We start from the raw sequence: 18,012 nt of genomic DNA on the forward strand, positions 1-18,012 counted from the left end.
TCAGAAACCAACCCACCAGAGACCAGCGACAAGCAGCGTCATCGGCACAGCAACGCCGATCCAGACCTTGCGACCGGTCGCCAGGAAGATGGCGAAACCGATGCCGGCCGCCGCCAACCTCAACCAGAGCGGCGAACCGGCGAGCGTGCCGTTCGGGAAAACGATCAGTTTTGCGGTGACGGCCATGACCAGCGCAGTCGCCACCGCCCTTACCCAATAAAGCGCTTCGGAGTCTTCGTTCAGCCGGTTGCCGGTAAAAACCCCGAGCCACCGCCAGATATCGGTCGCCAGGAAACCGGCGACTGCGATAACGATGAAGGTCCAGTATTCGGCAATCATCGCCTGGTCTCCTGCCCGGCACGCTTTTTCTTGCGGCGTGCCCTGTCGATCAGATAGGCGGCCGTGCCGCCGCCAAGGCCAGCGCACAGCACGTCGAATTGCGGGGTCACCAGCGCCAGCGTCGGGCCGAGGATCACCCCCATGACGAAAGCTATCTGCACCACCGGCTGGCGCGCGCTCGCCCAGATGGAGGCGTTGAAATAGACGGGCGTCAGGAAGAAGAGTACGCCCGCGACGGCCGGCGGAAAGGCCGAAACGATATCGTAGAAGACCGCAACGACCAGTGTGCCGGTCAACGTCAGCGTCACGCCGAAACCGGCGAAATAGATCGCCCGGTGCTCGCGCGGCACGTTGCGAAGCGTGGTGATCGCGAAGACCCAGGACGTGATGGCGATGAAATGCGACAGGATCAGCAGCAGCCAGATCGGCGTGCGCCTTGTTCGCATCTCCGGGACGACCGAGGCGACCATCGGCGTCATGCGGATCGAGGAGAGCGTCACCGCGAGAAAGCAGGCGGCAATATTGGCGCCGCTCGCCATTGTCCCGATCAGGATGACCTGCGCCGGCAGCGCCCAGATCGCCAGCGACATGAACACCGCCTCGCCACGCGTCAGGCCCGATTCCAGCGCAAAGGCGCTGAAGCCGACGATCGAGGTTAGAAGAATGAGGGCCGGAAGCGAAAGCAGGCCCCGCATGCCGGTAAAAAACCAGGATAGGGCGCTGCGATCGTCACTGTCTGGAGACATAAGTATTCCGGCGGGTATGGGAAACGGTCAGTCATGAAAACAGCGATGCCGGGACAAGCCCGGCATCGCCAAAATTCCATCCGAAGGAGTTATTTGCTCTTCGGCACGCGCGGCACCGTGGTGCCCTTGCGGGGCGGCGTCTTGGGCGCGTCATCCGAAGCGATCACGTCCGCATCGACCATGGCGCGAGCCCTGGCCGGGCCGCCGTCCTTGTCCTTCTGCGCCGACTTCTTCGGCGCCTTGGCCTTGACGACCTTGGTTTCGGCTTCCTCGGCGGCCTCTTCCACCTCGGCCTCCGGCTTCGGTTTCACAGGGGTCGCCTCGGAGATCGAGTCGAGGATGAGCTTGTCCTTGCCATCCTCGCCCTTGCCTACCGTGACGCGGACCACACCACCCTTACGCAGCTTGCCGAACAGGATCTCGTTGGCGAGCGGCTTCTTGATGTATTCCTGGATGACGCGAGAGAGCGGGCGGGCACCCATCTTCTCGTCGTAACCCTTTTCCGCCAGCCAGGCGATTGCATCCTGATGCAGGTCGAAGGTGACGTTGCGTTCCGAGAGCTGCGTCTCGAGCTGCATGACGAACTTCTGAACGACCTGATGGATGACCTCGGTCGGCAGCGGTGCGAACTGGATAATCGCATCGAGGCGGTTGCGGAATTCCGGCGTGAACAGGCGGTTGATCGCCTCTTCGTCCTCGCCGGTGCGCTTGGACGAACCGAAGCCGATGGCGGCCTTGGCCATTTCCGACGCGCCCGCGTTGGTCGTCATGATCAGGATGACGTTGCGGAAATCGATCTTCTTGCCGTTGTGGTCGGTCAATGAACCATGGTCCATGACCTGCAGCAGGATATTGTAGATATCCGGATGCGCCTTCTCGATTTCGTCGAGCAGGACCACTGAGTGCGGATGCTGGTCGACGCCATCGGTCAGGAGACCGCCCTGGTCGAAGCCGACATAACCGGGAGGTGCGCCGAGCAGCCGCGAGACCGTGTGGCGCTCCATATATTCCGACATGTCGAACCGCAGCATCTCGACGCCGAGCGAGGCGGCAAGCTGTTTGGCGACCTCCGTCTTGCCGACGCCAGTCGGGCCGGAAAAGACGTAGGAGCCAATCGGCTTGTTCGGCTCGCGCAGGCCCGCACGGGCAAGCTTGATCGCGGTCGACAGGGCTTCGATCGCCGCATCCTGGCCATAGACAACCGAACGTAGCTCTTTTTCGAGGTTGGCGAGAACCATCTCGTCATCCTTGGAGACGGTCTTTGCCGGGATCCGCGCCATCGTGGCGATCGTCACCTCGATTTCCTTCTCGGTGATCAGCTTGCGGCGCTTGGAAGCGGGCAAGAGCATCTGGGCCGCGCCGGTCTCGTCGATCACGTCGATCGCCTTGTCCGGAAGCTTGCGGTCGGAAATGTAGCGGGCCGAAAGCTCGACAGCCGCCTTGATCGCGTCGTTGGTGTAACGCAGCTTGTGGTATTCCTCAAAATAGGGCTTCAGGCCCTTCATGATTTCGATCGCATCGTCGATCGACGGTTCATTGACGTCGATCTTCTGGAAGCGGCGAACCAGAGCCCGGTCCTTTTCGAAGAACTGGCGGTATTCCTTATAGGTGGTCGAACCGATGCAGCGGATCGCGCCCGAAGACAGCGCCGGCTTCAACAGGTTCGAGGCATCCATCGCGCCGCCGGAAGTGGCACCGGCGCCGATGACGGTGTGGATCTCGTCGATGAACAGGACCGCGCCCGGATACTCTTCAAGTTCCTTGACGACCTGCTTTAGCCGTTCTTCGAAGTCGCCGCGATAACGGGTGCCGGCGAGCAGCGTACCCATGTCAAGCGAGAAGATGGTGGCGTCGGCGAGAGCCTCCGGCACCTTGCCTTCGATGATCCGCTTGGCGAGGCCTTCGGCGATCGCCGTCTTGCCGACGCCCGGATCACCCACGTAGAGCGGGTTGTTCTTGGAACGGCGGCACAGGACCTGGATCGTCCGGTTGACTTCGGCATGGCGGCCGATCAGCGGATCGATGCGGCCGTCGCGGGCCTTTTCGTTCAGGTTGACGCAATAGGCCTTGAGGGCATCCTGCGGTTTCTTGGCCGAACCTTCCTCCTGATCGCGGGCGGAGGGCTTGGCTTCCGACTCGCTGTCCTCGGCGCCGCGCGGCGTGCGGGTCTGGGAGGTGCCAGCACGCTTGCCGATGCCGTGAGAAATATAGTTGACCGCGTCATAGCGGGTCATTTCCTGCTCCTGCAGGAAGAAGGCCGCATGGCTTTCCCGTTCCGCGAAGATCGCGACGAGAACGTTGGCGCCGGTCACTTCCTCGCGGCCGGAGGACTGGACGTGGATGACGGCGCGCTGGATGACGCGCTGGAAGCCGGAGGTCGGCTTGGAATCCTCGTCATAACCGGTGATCAGGTTGGCAAGTTCATTATCGACATAGTCGGCGACGGTCTTGCGCAGGGTTTCCAAATTGACGTTACAAGCGCCCATGACCGCGGCTGCATCGGCATCGTCGATCAACGCCAAAAGCAGGTGCTCGAGCGTGGCATATTCGTGATGCCGCTCGTTGGCAAAGGTCAGTGCCTGATGCAGCGCCTTTTCTAGACTAGGCGAAAATGTTGGCACGTCGGGTTCCTCACTTCTTTTCCATGACACATTGCAGCGGATGCTGGTGTTGCCGGGCGAAGTCCATGACCTGGGACACTTTGGTTTCCGCTACTTCGTATGTAAATATTCCGCATTCCCCCACGCCGTGATTGTGGACGTGGAGCATGATACGCGTCGCTGCCTCCCTGTCCTTCTGAAAGAAACGTTCCAGAATGTGGATGACGAACTCCATCGGCGTATAATCGTCATTCAGCAGCAGTACGCGGTAGAGATTTGGCTTCTTTGTTTTCGGCTTCGTACGAGTGATGACCGAGGTACCGCGATTTGCGTTGTCTCCGTCGCCACCCTTTTCAGCTTGCATCAAGATCGGCAGTGCGATCATCTTCATTCATTCCCCAGTCATCCGGCGGGTTCGTCCGAATGGCCGAACGGCCGGACTTTAGTCTTCCTAACTTAGTTCATTGAACGCGGATTTTAAGCCCCCTTTGCGGCCACGCAATCACTATTCCGCTAAAGAGATGATGGAACATGCCGAAAGTCGGATATTTCCGCATTGGCATGAATCAAAAAGGCCGGCAGCGCTGAACGCCGCCGGCCTTCTATGATGAAAGCGTCGTTTGAAGGGGCCGCTATGCGCGTTACGCGGCGTTTGCGGTCACCACGGCGGTCGACTTGGCGACCGGCGCTTCGTAGGGCTTGTAGGCCGTCTTTGCGAGATCGGCATACATGTCGGTGATCTTGGTCGACTCGGCAATGAAGCTTTCATAAGCCGATTTCACGTATTTGGTCTGGAGCTCGAAGGCCGCCTCGACGCTGCGGGTGGAGGCAAGCTCTTCCATGAAACCCGTCATATCCTGGAAGGACTTCTTGGAATAATCGGTCGCTTCGGTAGCGATCGCCTGATAACCCTTGGCGATCTCGGAATAGCTCTTCAGCATTCCGTCCATCGCTTCCTTGCTCTTCTTGTTGGCCTCATCGAAATTGAACATCGCCTGTCCCTTTGTTCTATTCGTATTTGCTGATTGAAAGCGGCCTACGGATAAAAGTCAAGGCTGATTTGTGCGGCGCAAAATCACCTTTGGTTGCAATCGGCTCTATGCAAATGCATAGACAGAGTCAGGTTTCTGATTTTGCGAAGATATATCAGCAAATCACAACCACCGCGCAAAACGTCGCAGCTATTTTCTTTCCGGTCGGTCGCTCCACACGAATCAAAGAAAAGCGACCCCGCTAAAATCATCCTGCTCAAATCGACTGCTTGTCCGTTTGCAGCTGTTCAAGGACGAAAAGTTTCAGCAACAAAAAACTATGTCCTGGCCGTCCCTCCGCCCAACGCCCTGGTTTGTGTAATCCACCGGTAATCCTCGCAAGCAGAATGACACCCATCCTTCGGGACATGTCTCGAAGGGTTCGCGGGAGCCTTCTTTCACGCCCCCATGTTCACTTCACGCCGCGCTGAAGGGCGCCGCGCTTTGTTTGGAGTCATAGATGCCTTCGATGAGAACACGTTTCGGCTTGTCAGCCGCGTTCGCCATGTTGCTTTCCCAAGCTGCCATGGCAGCTGATCTGGACAATTCCTACGTCCAGGCGCCCTGCGGCCAACCGGCCACGTACGATTGGACCGGCGCTTATGTCGGCGGACATGCCGGTGTTGCCTCCAGCCATCTCAATCCCTTTTCCGATGGCAAAGGCCTCGCCGCCGGGGCACAGGCCGGATACAATCTCCAGTTCAACTCCGCCGTGCTGGGTGCAGAAGTCGAGGGCGCCCATTTGGGCGGCGCCGATCAGAATGTGCACGGAGGCAAACTTGAAGAGCAGTGGCGGCTGGCCGCCAAAGCCAAGGTCGGCGTGGGCCTCGACAAGACGCTCCTTTACGGCACTGCCGGTTATGCGATGACCAAATTCGACAACGGCAACAACATTCGGCGCGGCCCGGGCTGGGAAGGCGGCTATTTGGTCGGCGGTGGCGTCGAGCAGGCTTTCGGAAACGGCCTTTCTGCAAAGGTCGAGTACAATTACATCATGACCCCGGACGTCAAGACGACCACAGATGCCGGTACCACACGTGCGGATATCAACAGCCACGTGATCAAGGCAGGCATAAACCTGCGCTTCTAAAGCATCTCTCACTCAGGGTAGCGCATGCCTTAGCGCATAATTCCTCGAAACGGAATCGTGTTAGCGACCGCATCATGCCGCCATTCAAAGTGCTGCAGCGTCTCTTGCGGCGGACGCCGCATGAGCCGTTTTCGGATTCAGATTTCAGGCCAAGCCGGCCTAAAATCATCCGGATCTAAGGGCTTGGGAACAAGTTTGGATTATTGCAGCACGCAGCAGGTTACATCTGAGACCACCCGCGCCCTTCGGCTGAATGGCATTTCTTGCGCACCACCTGAAGCCCTGCAGCGCCGCTCGTCTTTTCGAGAGGCGCTGCAGGGCTTTGATTTTCATAATTCCATGAAATCCGCCGCGGCGATCTTCGGCTGCGGTAGGTCGGTCACTCACATTCGAGTTGCGGCCTACGGAAATTCGTGACGAACCATTGCGTCCCGGAGGCCCGCGCGTAGAAGGTGTAGAAGCATTCGGTCTCCTTGACGTAGCCTGGGGACTGGGAGACCTCATAACGTTCGCCATGACGTGTTTGGCGAACTTCGCCACTGGTGGTGCCCGCCACCGCTTCCGTGTTGACGCGCCGCCATTGATAGGCCCTTTGACCGGCACCGATTTCAACGACGTTGTCGGGTGGCCCGTAGTCCAGTATCACCGCCTCCAGCGGCCCTCCGACATAGTTTTTCATGATCTGCGATGCACAGCTTACCAGCAGCGCAACGGCTGCGAGGGTAACGAACGAATGCGTTCGACGTATTTTCCATAGTAATTTCTTGTGCATAGCGGCGGCTCCAGTTGGCTCTACCGCTCGCTACGTGGCGAAGATTGCGAGTGCATTACCGATGTCGAAGGCCTCTGCGAATGACGGCTACCGACCGCAGGCAAGCTAGTCCCACCCTCAAAGGGAGTTGCTATCGGTCGGGGCCCGGCTGCCGTCCAACCCACCGATCTCAAGGCGCACCCGAAACCCGCTATTGGTATCGGCAAACAGCAACCGCCCGAAATGAAGCTCCGCCGCCTTGCGCGCCAGATTGAGCCCCAAGCCTGCGCCGGACGAGTGCGTATTCAGCCGGTAGAACGGCTCCAACACGCGGCCACGTTCCGCTGGAGGGATGCCGGGACCCTCATCACAGACGTCGATGAAGCCTTGCGCATCGACCGAGACCGCGATCGCGCCCTTGTACCCGGAATGATCGACTGCATTGCGGATCAGGTTGGTCACCGCAAGCTCTATCGTCGAGGGATAGATCATGAAGGGTGCCTCGGCAGGAGCCGGCTCGAAGAGGAAATCGTAGCCGGCATCGATGATTCCAGGTGCGAGATCGGCAGCGATCCGTCCGACCAGCTGGTTCAAGTCGACCATCTGTGCTGCCTGAGAACCAGCGCCGATAGCCTGGATGTCGAGCAGCTGGTGCGCGACCCTGGAAAGACGATCGATATCCCGCAGCAGTTGCCGACTGTCCGCGCTTTCCGGCAAAAGGTCTGCCCGCGTTCGCACGATCGCGATCGGCGTGCGCAGTTCGTGTGCGGCATCGGCCAGAAAGCGGCTATGCTGCTTGTAGCCGCGATCAAGCTTGGAAAGTGTGTGATTGAAGGCATCGACAAGCGGAACGATCTCGCTTGGGACTTTCGAAACCTTGAGGCGAGCCGACCGGGTTTCGAATTCGATCGCCTTTGCCTGGTTGGCTGTCTCGACCAGACCGGTCAGCGACCGTCCGATCGAGTAAGGTGTGGCGATCAGCGTTGCCGCGCCGGTCACGAGCAGGATCGGAACCACCAGAATGGCCAGAATAACGCCGGTCGCCGGTACCACAGTCAGCCAGAACGTTTCCGCGCCGCCGCCGCCCTCGGGAACATCGATGTCGAGACTGATCCAGATATTGACGTCCTGGTTTTTCGCACCGATGCGGTCTGTCGATGCCACGAACTGAAGCCGACCGATCGGCGTGTCGCGATTGCCGACCGCCACGTGCGCACTCGGGCCGCCCTTCAATGTTGCCCCTTCGATTGACATTGGGAAAACTTCGGTCAGCAACTCTTTCGGAAAGACGCCCCATCGATAGAGATTGTTCCTGTCATCCCTGATGATGAACCACAGATCAGGATACCGACGTGTCAATTCGCCAAGCTCCGGCACGTCAGCCATATCGAGCGTGCCGTCGGCTTGGCGTACCACGTGTTTTGCGAGTACGCGGATGACCGATTCATTGGTGTCTTCGAGTTCGGGATCGATGATCCAGACCCATCCGGCGAGCAAGGCGAAGAAGAACACTAGGAGGCATGCCTGAAGACCAATCAGGCGCCGGGTCAGTACCCATTTGAGCGAGCGGCCAGTGCGCGGTCTCATGAGCTGACCCGCAACAGATATCCGATGTTGCGGACCGCACGGATTTCCACCGATGCTCCGGCGATGCCGAGCTTGCGCCGGATTCGCGAGACATGCGCGTCCAGGGCATTGGACTCGATCTGGTCGTCGATCGTATAGACGGCGTCCACCAGCATCGATCGTGTGACGATGCGGTTCGCGCGCCGGATCAACGCCTCGACGACCAGATACTCTCGCCGCGCCAGATCGATGAAACCTCCGGCAACGGCAACTTCGTTGCTGCGTGGATCGACCGTCAGATTGCCGAGGGAAAATCGCTCGGCGGAAACCGTCGGCGAGCGCCTCTGCAGCGCGCGCAATCGCGCCAGCAGTTCTTCGATCGCAAAAGGTTTGCCGAGATAGTCGTCGGCTCCGCCATCGAGCCCTTCGACGCGGTGATCGACACCAGCAAGTGCCGTCAGTATCAGGACCGGGGTGGTATTTTTTTGGAAGCGAAGCACGGGGATGAGATCGAGGCCTTCGCCATCCGGCAGCCGGCGATCCAATACGAGCACGTCGTACGTCCCGATCCGAGCCATCAATTCGGCATCGGCAAGCGTGCTCACATGGTCGACGATGATGTCACGGCGTCCAAGTGCGGTGATCAATGCCGCCGCCATTTCCGGCTCATCTTCAAGCAATAATATGCGCAATGTAGGTCTCCGGATCCTCTGCCGCGGCGGCGCTCATCCAGTGATATGGCGAAAATTGCCCGAACATTACGAAGTCAGGCGAGCCTGCAGAATCGCTAGAATTTTGAGAAGCAGCGTCCGATCAGACGCGCGCTGAGCATGAGGTGCTTGTCCAGCGTATATTTTTTGGCGCGAGTGAGATTGTAGAGAATAACAGCGACTGCAATTTTTCCGGGCAATTTGGTGCGCAGGCGATCACTGTCAGAGGCGGTATCGCCCCTGATGACCTGGCGGTAAGGTTTTCGAAAAGGACATCGGCTTTCGGTGCATTGCCTTTGCGGCCGTCGGTGGGCGTAACCCAACCCACGCAACACCATGTGGATCTAGGTGCTCAGGCCGCCGCAAGAGCGGCCAAGGACCTGATTTTGAGCCCTCTTTTTGCGCCGAAAGCGCAGGGAGATCGATTAGAGATCGACGTCGAGGATCGCCATCGAAAAGTTATAGGAGCGGTCGCCATCCTCGTCATCGATGTAGACGACGCCGAGAAACTCGTCACCGAGGTAAACTTCGGCCGAGTCGTCTTTGCGCGGACGCGCCTTGACGATCGCCTGCGGATTGATCACGCGCTTGAAATAGGCGTCGAGCTTCTTGATTTCGTCCGGTTTCACGTCTCTCTCCGTCAGCGATTCTCGGTTGCGGCGCTTTTGGCATGGGACAAAGGCGAAAGTAAAGCCGCCAGAAATAGCCTTTGCCGCTCTTTCCCCGATGTTCGGTGGCTCACGATATTCCGTGAGCCGTCGATGTCGGGCGAGCGGCAAGGCGAACGCAGACGAATCAGTCGTCAGCCCCGAGAATCTGGTCCATCAGGCGCGACGGTTCCGAACACCCGGCACTCCCAACCACCTTTGCCGGCACGCCGGCGACGGTCGACTTCGGCGGAACGGCCTTCAGGACCACCGAGCCCGCGGCAACGCGAGAGCACGACCCGACCTCGATATTGCCGAGGATCTTGGCGCCGGCACCGATGAGGACGCCGTTGGCAATCTTCGGATGGCGGTCGGCGCCTTCCTTGCCGGTGCCGCCGAGCGTCACGCCGTGCAGGATCGAGACGTTATCGCCGATCACGGCCGTCTCCCCGACCACCAGGCCGGTGGCGTGATCGAGGAAAATGCCCTTGCCGATGCGGGCTGCCGGGTTGATGTCCGTCTGGAAGACGCTGGAGGAGCGGCTCTGCAGATAGAGCGCAAAATCGCGGCGGCCGCGGTTGAACAGCCAATGCGCCAGCCGGTGGGTCTGGATCGCGTGGAAACCCTTGAAATAGAGAACCGGCTCCATGAACCGCAGGCAGGCAGGATCGCGGTCGTAGACGGCCTGGATGTCGACACGCAGGATCGCGCCCCATTCCGGCCAGTCGGCCAACATTTCCATGAAGGTCTGGCGCAGGAGGACGTCCGGAATATCCGCATGAGCGAGGCGCTCGCAGATGCGGTGCACGACGCATTCCTCAAGCGAGCGATGGTTGAGCACGGCAGAATACAGAAATGCGGCGAGCAGCGGGTCCTGCTCGGTCGCTGCGCGCGCCTCCTGGCGCAACGTATCCCAGATGGGATCCATCGTCGCGACCGGCTCCTGGCGGATTTCAGTTCTCGCGGCCATCGCCGTCTCCTCGTTTGCCGTACGGCAGAGCTTCGTACGGCCAGTATATAGAATAAGTTTACGCCGAGACCAATGGGCGCAAAATCGCATTCCGTTGATCGTAAGAATGAAGAAACCTACGGCCTTGCCGAGAGTTCCGCATAAAAGTCCAGAACCGCCTTCTTGAACACCCGGTCGCCGACTGCGAGCATATGGTCGCGTCCGGGAATATCGAGGGCAATCGCGTGCGGCATCAAGGCGGCCAGCTCCTGCGCGGAACCGGCGATGTCGTCCGCGGTTCCGACCCCGATCAGAGTCGGCGCGTCGATCCTCCCCATGTCGGCGCGGGTCACCAGATCCCGCGAACCACGGATACAGGCGGCAAGGGCCTGCCTGTCGCTCTTCGTCTGGTCGGCAAAGGCGCGGAACATGCGGCCCCGGGCATGGCTGACGTCCTCGAGCGACGGGGCGAGCAAGGCGTCGGCGATCGGGTCCCAATCCCCTACCCCGTCGGTCATGCCGATGCCGAGGCCTCCGAGGACCAGGGAACGTACCCGATGCGGATGGGCGAGTGCGGAAAAGACCGAGATGCGGGCGCCCATCGAATAACCGAAGACATGCGCTTCCGGGATCCTCAGGTGATCGAGGAGCGCCATCGAATCCTCGGCCATCACCCATGGCCGATAGGCTTCCGGATCGCGCGGCTTGTCGCTTGCCCCATGCCCGCGATTGTCCATGGCGATTACCCGGTAACCCGCGTCGCCAAGCGTCTTCAGCCAGCCCGGATGCACCCAGTTGACCAGCGCGCTCGAGGCAAACCCATGGATGAGCAGCACCGGATCGCCCGACGGATCGCCTTCGTCGAAATAGGCAAGATCGAGACCGTCGTGGGAGAACGTAGAGAAGGCAGGCGCGTTGAGATTCATCGAAGGCATTCCTCATTGACGCCGGGAACATAAGGGATGAACAGCGACGTTTGAACCCGCGACCGACACGAAATCGACGCGCCTGCGGCGGTTTTCCCACTACACAATCGCCAAGCGGGCGGCTAATGTCCGGCGCAAATCAGACACGCCGCATTCAAGTATCGGAGACCATCATGGCCGGGCATAGCATTCCCCACTTCCAGAACGACGGCGGGCATCGCTTGATCCAGATCGGCGTCAAGGAATTCATGTGCACCGGTGCTTCGGTTCCCTTTGACCATCCGCACATTTTCATCGACATGGGCGACGACAACGAGAAGGTCTGCTCCTATTGCTCGACCCTCTACCGCTACAATCCATCGCTGAAGGCCGAACAGACCGATCCGCCGGGCTGCGTCTTCCACGTCAAGGCCGCCTGATCGGCATTCCGAGATGCCTATCGAAAGAGTAGCGATCATCGGCGCCGGCATGGCCGGGCTGACGGCCGCGCTCGCCTTCGCCCGCCACGGCATAGCCTGCGACCTTTTCGAGGAAGCGGCCGCCCTGATCGAGGTCGGGGCCGGCCTGCAGATATCGCCGAACGCTTCGCGCGTGCTCTCCGAACTCGGCGTCCTGCCCGCGCTCGAAGCCGTCTGGACCGAGCCGGAGCGGATTGCGCTCGTTTCGGGGACGTCGCTCAGACCGCTTGCGCATGTGCCGGTCGGGCGGTTTGCCCGCGAGCGCTGGGGTGCGCCCTATGGGGTCCTCCACCGTGCGACGCTTCAACAGGCATTGCTTGCCGCGGTCGCACAGAACCCGCTCTGCAGCATCCATCTGGATGCGCCTGTCCGCGAAGATCCGCACGGAACGCTGGCCGGGATCACCGGCAGAACCTATCCCCTGATCGTCGGCGCCGACGGCGTCTGGTCCAATCTGCGTGCCGGCATACCGGACAGTCCGGAGCCCGATTTTTCGCGCAATGTCGCCTGGCGCTTCACGATTCCCGGCAGCGCCAGACCCGCCTGGCTGGACGCGGGCCAGGTCACCGCCTTTCTCGGCCCCTCGACCCATGCGGTTGCCTACCCGCTCAAAGAGATCGACGGGTTCAACATCGTCGCAATCGCCTCCGGCATCAGCCCCGGCAAGACCTGGGATGCGCAAGCCGGCGATGCGCAGCGGCGTATGCTGCTCGGCCAGTTCCATCGCTGGGACCGACGCATCGTTCAACTGATCGAAAGAGCCGAACAGCCGACCTTCTGGCCGCTCTACGAGGTGAGCGCCGGGCGCTGGCATAACGGTCGCGACATGGTGCTGATCGGCGATGCGGCGCATGCGATGATGCCGTTTGCAGCCCAGGGCGCATCGATGGCGATCGAGGACGCGTTCGTGCTCGCAAACCGTATGGCCGGTCCCCTGCCCCTCGCGCAGGCGCTGGCCGATTTCGAGGGTGAACGCATGGGGCGAATCGCCAAGGTTCGCGCCCGCGGCCTGTTCAACCGTTTCGCCTATCACGCCCGCGGCCCGATCCGGCTCGGCCGCGATATCGTCCTGTCGCTGCGTCCGCCGCAATCACTCGCGGCGGATTTCGACTGGCTTTACGGCTTCAAGGCGCGGTGATCAGATCTCGGCCGCGGCCCCGAAACCGATTTCCAGGTCCTTCTTGAGGTCGGCTACGTCTTCGAGACCGATCTGCAGGCGGATGACCGGACCTTCCGGCGGCGCTTTGCGGATGGTGCGGTCCGACAGATTGACCGGCACGGCGAGGCTCTCGTATCCGCCCCAGGAATAACCGAGGCCAAAGAAGGACAGCGCGTCCAGGAAAGCATGCGCCTTGGCTTTCGCCCTGTCGCCCTGCGCCTTCAGCACGAAAGAGAAGACGCCGCTGGCGCCCTTGAAATCTCGCTTCCAGATCGCGTGGCCGGGGAAGCTCGGCAGCGCCGGGTGCAGGACGCGCGCGACATCGTCGCGGCTCTCCAGCCATGCGGCGATATCGAGCGCGCTCTTCTGATGATGTTCGAGACGCACGCCCATGGTGCGCAGGCCGCGCAGGATCTGGTAGGAATCATCCGGTGAGCCGCAGATCCCGAGCGCAATGCGGGCTTCCTCGAGCTTGGGCCAGTGCCTGGCATTGGCGGAAACCGAGCCCATGATGATGTCCGAATGGCCGGACGGATATTTCGTCGTCGCATGGATCGACACGTCGACGCCGAAATCGAGCGGCCGGAAATAAAGCGGCGTTGCCCAGGTATTGTCCATGGTGACGACGCAATCGTGTCGGTGAGCCACGTCGGCGATCGCCCTGATATCCTGCATCTCCATGGTGTTGGAGCCCGGCGCTTCGGTATGGACCAGCCTGGTGTTCGGCTTGATCAGCGTTTCGATGCCGGCGCCGATTTCCGGATCGTAATACTCGATCGAGACGCCGAGGCGCTTCAGCATCGTATTGCAGAAATTACGGCACGGCGTGTAGACGGAATCGACGATCAGGGCGTGGTCGCCGGCCGAGAGATAGGCGAGAAACGGCACCGAAATCGCTGCCAGTCCCGAGGGAACAAGAATGGTGCCGGCCGAGCCCTCCAGCTCGTCAAAGGCCGCGCAGAGCGCATCTGTCGTCGGCGTGCTGCGGGTCCCGTAGGTATATTTCTGGGCCCGCTTCTCCATTGTCGCAGCGTCGGGAAACAACACGGTCGAAGCGTGAACGACCGGCGGATTGACAAAGCCGTGGTAGTCGGACGGATCGTTGCCCATATGGGCGAGACGCGTATTGGGGCCAGCGCCGGTGAACAGAGACTCGTTCGTCTTTTTCATGTCGGGGAGAGCTTTCTTTGGCAATGGAGACACAAAGTTTTGCCGCCGCAACAGGGCCCGGTCAACCCCGCGACAGGCGCTTAAATCAGTCACATCAGGCAACCTTCCATCTCACGGAAAACGCACCTCTTTTGATCATACGTTGCCTAAACTTTAGGTAACTGAGCGTTTTCTGAGCCGGGTTAACGAATTTACCTCATTTCAGACGCAATTCGAAATGGCGACACTTGACCCTGCGTTGTTTTGCGAATGAGATAGCAACGCCTGCACCGGGAGGGTTAGCGGGCGGCCGGCCGTATTCGAAAAGACAGGGGAGCGGTTGGTGCCATCAAGTCACAGAAAACCACAGATAAAGGTTGGGAAAATGAAAAAGACGCTTCTGTCAGCCGCGATTGGCGCAGCGGTCCTTGGCTTCGCATCGGCGGCATCGGCCGCCACGCTGGATACCGTCAAGTCCAAGGGTTTCGTTCAGTGCGTCGTCAACACCGGTCTCGCCGGCTTTGCCGCACCGGACGCATCGGGCAACTGGTCCGGTTTCGACGTTGACTACTGCAAAGCCGTTGCTGCTGCCATTTTTAATGACGCAACGAAGACCAAATACACCCCGACCACCTCGCAGACCCGCTTTACGGCGCTGCAGTCGGGCGAAGGCGACGTCCTGTTCCGTAACACGACCTGGACGATCAACCGCGATACCGCGCTCGGCTTCAACTTCCGCACCGTCAACTATTACGACGGCCAGGGCTTCATGGTGCCGAAGAGCCTCAACGTGAAGTCGGCTCTGGAACTCTCCGGCGCTGCCGTTTGCGTTCAGTCCGGCACCACCACCGAGCTTAACCTCGCCGACTTTTTCAAGGCCAACAAGCTCGAATACAAGCCGGTCGTTTACGAAAAGCTGCCGGAAGTGAACCAGGCCTACCAGGAAGGCCGTTGCGACGTTTACACGACCGACCAGTCCGGCCTCTATTCGCTGCGCCTGTCGCTTTCGAACCCGGATGAGCACATCATTCTGCCGGAAATCATTTCCAAGGAGCCGCTTGGCCCGGCCGTTCGCCAGGGCGACGACCAGTGGTTCGACATCATTTCGTGGACGCATTACGCACTGGTGCAGGCTGAAGAGTTCGGCATCACCAAGGCCAATGTCGATGACATCCGCAAATCCTCCACCAACCCGGACGTCCGCCGCTTCCTCGGCGTCGAAAAGGATACCAAGATCGGTACCGACCTCGGCCTGACCAACGACTGGGCCTACAACATCATCAAGGCCGTCGGCAATTACGGCGAAGTGTTCGAGCGCAACATCGGCCAGAACACTCCCCTCAAGATCCAGCGCGGCCTGAACGCGCTCTGGACCAAGGGCGGCCTGCAATACGCTCCGCCGGTTCGTTAATCGGCCAAACCAAGACGGGATAAGGCGGCTCGGCCGCCTTATCCCCGGCATAAAAAGAAAAACGCATAAAAAGAAAAAGACCTCAAAAACGAGGTCACAGGGGAAAAGGCCAGCATGACAGATCACGCTGCAATTGCGCCTTCCGAAGCGCGAACTCTCAGATCCTATATCTACGACCCAAAGATCCGGGCTATTTTCTTCCAGATCCTCACGCTCGTCATCGTCGTCGGCGTCGGCTGGTCGATCTTCGACAACACCGTCGCCAACCTGGCAAGTTCCCATACCGCTTCCGGCTATCAGTTCCTGAAAGGCCGCGCCGGTTTCGACATCGGCGCCTCGCTCATCGACTATTCGAGCGATTCGACCTACGGGCGCGCCATCCTCGTCGGTTTTCTCAATACGATCCTGGTGGCATTCTTCGGTATCATCACCGCCACGACCATCGGCTTCATCATCGGCATCGGCCGTCTTTCGAAGAACTGGCTGATCGCAAAGCTCTGCACCGTCTATGTAGAAGTTTTCCGCAACATTCCGGTGCTGCTGATCATCTTCTTCTGGTACAAGGGCGTGCTTTCGTCCCTGCCGCAGGTTCGGGACTCGGTCAAACTGCCGCTCGGCATGGTGCTCAACAACCGGGGGCTCGCCTTCCCGAGGCCCGTCTGGGGTGACGCCGCATGGGTGATCCCCATTGCGCTGCTGGTCGCTATCGTTGCGACTTTCTTCGTCGCGCGCTGGGCAAAACGGCGGCAGATGCGCACCGGCAAGCAGTTCCACACGATCTGGACGGCGATCGGGCTGATCGTCGGCCTGCCGGTCCTCGTCTTCCTTGCCGCCGGCGCTCCGCTGACCTTCGATTTCCCGATCGCAGGCCGCTTCAACCTGTCGGGCGGATCCGTGATCGCGCCGGAATTCGTGGCTCTCTACCTGGCCCTGTCCTTCTATACGGCCTCGTTCATCGCCGAGACGATCCGCGCCGGCATCCGGGCCGTCGCCAAGGGGCAAAGCGAAGCGGCGGCAGCACTCGGATTGCAGCCCGCCACCACGACCCGTCTCGTCGTCGTGCCGCAGGCGATGCGCGTCATCATCCCGCCGCTGACCAGCCAATATCTCAACCTCACGAAAAACTCGTCGCTCGGCATTGCCGTGGGGTTTCCGGAACTGGTCGCCACCGGCGGCACGACGATGAACCAGACCGGACAGGCAATCGAAGTGGTGTCGATCTGGCTCGTCGTCTATCTCAGCATCAGTATCACGACCTCGCTGTTCATGAACTGGTTCAACTCCAAAATGGCCCTGGTGGAGAGGTAAGATCATGAACACGAAAAATCTTGCCTATGTCCGCCCGGAGATGATCGCCCCCGCCCCCGCTCCGCTCAGCACCAGGAGCGCCTCGGGCTGGATCCGCATCAACCTTCTGGCCACACCGAAAGACGCCGCGCTGACTATCCTTGCGGTTGCGCTTCTGGTCTGGATCCTGCCGGGCATGATCAACTGGCTGTTTGTCCAGGCGGCCTGGTTCGGCACGGACCGTTCGTTCTGCACCACCGCCGTGCAGGGCGGCATCAAGCCCAACGGCTGGAGCGGCGCCTGCTGGGCGTTCGTCGGCGATCGTTTCCAGCAATTCATGTTCGGGCGTTATCCGCTCGACGAACGCTGGCGGCCGATGCTGGTGGCGATCCTGTTCATCGCCCTTCTCGTGCCGATCCTGATGCCGAAGCTGCCTCGCAAGGGCCTGAACGCGCTGCTGCTCTTCGTCGGCCTGCCGATCGTCGCATTCTTCCTGCTGCATGGCGGCGTGTTCGGGCTCCAGAAGGTCGAAACCCCGCTGTGGGGCGGCCTGATGGTGACGCTGATCCTGTCCTTCGTCGGCATTGCCGTCTCCCTCCCCGTCGGCATTCTGCTGGCGCTCGGACGACGCTCGACGATGCCGGTGATCCGGGTCATCTGCGTCACCTTCATCGAGGTCATCCGCGGCGTGCCGCTGATCACGGTGCTGTTCATGGCGAACGTGATGCTGCCGCTCTTCCTGCCGACCGGCTGGACGATCGACAATTTCCTGCGCGCACTGGTGGGCGTGGCGATCTTCGCCTCCGCCTACATGGCCGAAGTCGTTCGCGGCGGCCTGCAGGCAATTCCGAAAGGACAGTTCGAAGGCGCCGATTCGCTCGGCCTCAGCTACTGGCAGAAGATCCGGCTGATCATCATGCCGCAGGCGCTGAAACTGGTCATTCCGGGCATCGTCAACACCTTCATCGGCCTCTTCAAGGATACGTCGCTGGTATCGATCATCGGCATGTTCGATCTTCTCGGGATCGTGCAGTTGAACTTCACCGACACGACCTGGATCAGCCCGGTCACACCGATCACCGGCCTCATCTTCGCAGGCTTCATCTTCTGGCTGTTCTGCTTCGGCATGTCGCGCTACTCCGCCTTCATGGAGCGGCACCTCGACACCAACCTGAAGCGATAGCTGGCCTGAA

At 60.4% G+C, this 18,012-nt stretch carries 18 protein-coding genes; 6 read left to right on the plus strand and 12 right to left on the minus strand.

What is annotated here, in order from left to right:
- The 5 genes from MOV61_RS07875 to MOV61_RS07895 all read right to left on the minus strand — a co-directional run bounded on the left by MOV61_RS07875 (position 1) and on the right by MOV61_RS07895 (position 4,677).
- Positions 1 to 339, minus strand: coding sequence for an AzlD domain-containing protein (locus MOV61_RS07875; protein WP_038542585.1), 339 nt, complete (start codon positions 337 to 339; stop codon positions 1 to 3).
- Positions 336 to 1,085 (minus strand): AzlC family ABC transporter permease, encoded by a 750-nt coding sequence (locus MOV61_RS07880; protein ID WP_038542583.1) that lies wholly within the window; start codon positions 1,083 to 1,085, stop codon positions 336 to 338. Before MOV61_RS07880 ends, MOV61_RS07875 begins: the two co-directional genes overlap by 4 nt.
- An 89-nt stretch (positions 1,086 to 1,174) precedes the next feature.
- Positions 1,175 to 3,706, minus strand: a complete 2,532-nt coding sequence (clpA, locus tag MOV61_RS07885) for an ATP-dependent Clp protease ATP-binding subunit ClpA (protein ID WP_038542581.1) — start codon at positions 3,704 to 3,706, stop codon at positions 1,175 to 1,177.
- Between the two features lie 10 nt (positions 3,707 to 3,716).
- On the minus strand, positions 3,717 to 4,070 hold the full coding sequence (clpS, locus tag MOV61_RS07890) for an ATP-dependent Clp protease adapter ClpS (protein WP_007758328.1): 354 nt from the start codon (positions 4,068 to 4,070) through the stop codon (positions 3,717 to 3,719).
- Between the two features lie 256 nt (positions 4,071 to 4,326).
- Positions 4,327 to 4,677, minus strand: a complete 351-nt coding sequence (locus tag MOV61_RS07895) for a phasin family protein (RefSeq protein WP_038542579.1) — start codon at positions 4,675 to 4,677, stop codon at positions 4,327 to 4,329.
- Positions 4,678 to 5,242: 565 nt separating this feature from the next.
- Between MOV61_RS07895 and MOV61_RS07900 the strand changes: the two genes are divergently transcribed.
- A complete protein-coding gene (locus tag MOV61_RS07900) occupies positions 5,243 to 5,806 on the plus strand; it encodes an outer membrane protein (RefSeq protein WP_247136177.1) in 564 nt (187 codons plus the stop codon).
- 379 nt (positions 5,807 to 6,185) lie between these two features.
- On the opposite strand, the gene MOV61_RS07905 is transcribed toward MOV61_RS07900, so the two are convergent.
- The 6 genes from MOV61_RS07905 to MOV61_RS07930 all read right to left on the minus strand — a co-directional run bounded on the left by MOV61_RS07905 (position 6,186) and on the right by MOV61_RS07930 (position 11,355).
- Complete coding sequence (locus tag MOV61_RS07905) at positions 6,186 to 6,578, minus strand: hypothetical protein (protein ID WP_247136178.1); 393 nt, start codon at positions 6,576 to 6,578, stop codon at positions 6,186 to 6,188.
- Positions 6,579 to 6,695: 117 nt separating this feature from the next.
- Positions 6,696 to 8,144, minus strand: coding sequence for a HAMP domain-containing sensor histidine kinase (locus tag MOV61_RS07910; RefSeq protein WP_247136179.1), 1,449 nt, complete (start codon positions 8,142 to 8,144; stop codon positions 6,696 to 6,698).
- On the minus strand, positions 8,141 to 8,815 hold the full coding sequence (locus MOV61_RS07915; protein ID WP_247136180.1) for a response regulator transcription factor: 675 nt from the start codon (positions 8,813 to 8,815) through the stop codon (positions 8,141 to 8,143). Before MOV61_RS07915 ends, MOV61_RS07910 begins: the two co-directional genes overlap by 4 nt.
- 443 nt (positions 8,816 to 9,258) lie before the next feature.
- Positions 9,259 to 9,462 carry a DUF3126 family protein gene (locus tag MOV61_RS07920; protein ID WP_038542569.1) on the minus strand — a complete coding sequence of 68 codons (204 nt, stop codon included), beginning with the start codon at positions 9,460 to 9,462 and terminating at the stop codon, positions 9,259 to 9,261.
- A 166-nt stretch (positions 9,463 to 9,628) separates the two neighbouring features.
- Positions 9,629 to 10,450 (minus strand): serine O-acetyltransferase, encoded by an 822-nt coding sequence (cysE, locus tag MOV61_RS07925; protein ID WP_038542567.1) that lies wholly within the window; start codon positions 10,448 to 10,450, stop codon positions 9,629 to 9,631.
- A gap of 116 nt (positions 10,451 to 10,566) precedes the next feature.
- A complete protein-coding gene (locus tag MOV61_RS07930) occupies positions 10,567 to 11,355 on the minus strand; it encodes an alpha/beta fold hydrolase (protein WP_247136181.1) in 789 nt (262 codons plus the stop codon).
- Between the two features lie 173 nt (positions 11,356 to 11,528).
- Between MOV61_RS07930 and MOV61_RS07935 the strand changes: the two genes are divergently transcribed.
- Positions 11,529 to 11,774 (plus strand): zinc-finger domain-containing protein, encoded by a 246-nt coding sequence (locus MOV61_RS07935; RefSeq protein WP_007758304.1) that lies wholly within the window; start codon positions 11,529 to 11,531, stop codon positions 11,772 to 11,774.
- 13 nt (positions 11,775 to 11,787) lie between these two features.
- Positions 11,788 to 12,951 (plus strand): FAD-dependent monooxygenase, encoded by a 1,164-nt coding sequence (locus MOV61_RS07940; RefSeq protein WP_247136182.1) that lies wholly within the window; start codon positions 11,788 to 11,790, stop codon positions 12,949 to 12,951.
- Here MOV61_RS07940 and MOV61_RS07945 read toward each other — a convergent pair whose 3' ends face one another.
- Positions 12,952 to 14,142, minus strand: coding sequence for a cystathionine beta-lyase (locus MOV61_RS07945; protein WP_247136183.1), 1,191 nt, complete (start codon positions 14,140 to 14,142; stop codon positions 12,952 to 12,954).
- A gap of 364 nt (positions 14,143 to 14,506) precedes the next feature.
- Here MOV61_RS07945 and MOV61_RS07950 point away from each other — a divergent pair, with 364 nt between their 5' ends.
- From MOV61_RS07950 to MOV61_RS07960, 3 genes are all read left to right on the plus strand, one after another.
- Positions 14,507 to 15,532: an amino acid ABC transporter substrate-binding protein gene (locus MOV61_RS07950; RefSeq protein ID WP_038542559.1), complete on the plus strand. Its 1,026-nt coding sequence runs from the start codon at positions 14,507 to 14,509 to the stop codon at positions 15,530 to 15,532.
- A gap of 114 nt (positions 15,533 to 15,646) precedes the next feature.
- Positions 15,647 to 16,840: an amino acid ABC transporter permease gene (locus tag MOV61_RS07955; RefSeq protein ID WP_247136184.1), complete on the plus strand. Its 1,194-nt coding sequence runs from the start codon at positions 15,647 to 15,649 to the stop codon at positions 16,838 to 16,840.
- A gap of 40 nt (positions 16,841 to 16,880) precedes the next feature.
- The gene (locus MOV61_RS07960; protein WP_408962360.1) at positions 16,881 to 18,002 is read left to right on the plus strand and encodes an amino acid ABC transporter permease; all 1,122 of its coding nucleotides are present in this window, start codon (positions 16,881 to 16,883) and stop codon (positions 18,000 to 18,002) included.
- The last annotated feature ends 10 nt before the right edge of the window (positions 18,003 to 18,012 follow it).

Origin of the sequence: Neorhizobium sp. BETTINA12A (assembly GCF_023006485.1) — a bacterium.
Classification (GTDB): domain Bacteria; phylum Pseudomonadota; class Alphaproteobacteria; order Rhizobiales; family Rhizobiaceae; genus Neorhizobium.